Origin of the sequence: Acinetobacter sp. COS3 (genome assembly GCF_000475335.1) — a bacterium.
GTDB classification, from domain to species: domain Bacteria; phylum Pseudomonadota; class Gammaproteobacteria; order Pseudomonadales; family Moraxellaceae; genus Acinetobacter; species Acinetobacter venetianus.
The window spans coordinates 1-675 of sequence record NZ_AXCD01000046.1 but is presented as its reverse complement, the minus strand read 5'-3'; the positions used below and the strand labels follow the sequence as shown (position 1 = coordinate 675).

The window sequence follows — 675 nt, the reverse complement described above, 5'->3', positions numbered from 1 at the left end:
TCGATTGATGCAAAATCTAGGTATACAAGGTGTTTGGCGTGGTAAGAATAAACAAACTACTCGTAGCCGAGATGATCAAAAACGTGCACCTGACTTGGTGAAACGCAATTTTACTGCTGATCATCCTGACCAACTGTGGGTCGCTGACTTCACGTATATTCGAACCAATTCAGGCTGGGTGTATACCGCCTTTATTATTGATGTGTTCTCACGAGCCATTGTTGGATGGAAAGTATCTACACGAATGAATACAGATATGGTGCTCGATGCATTGGAGCAAGCATTGCATGATCGAGGCATGCCAAAGAGCGTGATCCATCATTCCGATAGAGGTGTGCAATATCTTTCCATCCGCTATACCAATCGTTTAGAAGCAGCAAATTTACGAGCATCAGTCGGTACGACTGGTGATTCATACGATAATGCTTTGGCTGAAACGGTGAATGGCTTATACAAAACAGAGGTGATTGAATATCTAAAAGCAGATTGGCAAGGGTTGGTAGATGTACAACTTGCGACATTAAACTGGGTGGATTGGTTCAATAAAAAGCGTGTACATAGTGCTCTAGCTTATGTATCACCATTTGAGTTTGAAGCAATGTACTATGATAAGATGAGCCCGTTAGGTCAGCTGGCCTAACTTTAATAAAAATCTCTCCGAAAAACCCAGTACGG

1 protein-coding gene is annotated in these 675 nt (G+C 42.2%); it reads left to right on the top strand.

Translation table 11 applies throughout. The annotated features are described in order from the left end of the window. Positions 1 to 640: IS3 family transposase (locus IO68_RS29755; protein ID WP_023013924.1), on the top strand; the 640-nt coding region annotated here is incomplete at its 5' end. Between the last annotated feature and the right edge of the window lie 35 nt (positions 641 to 675).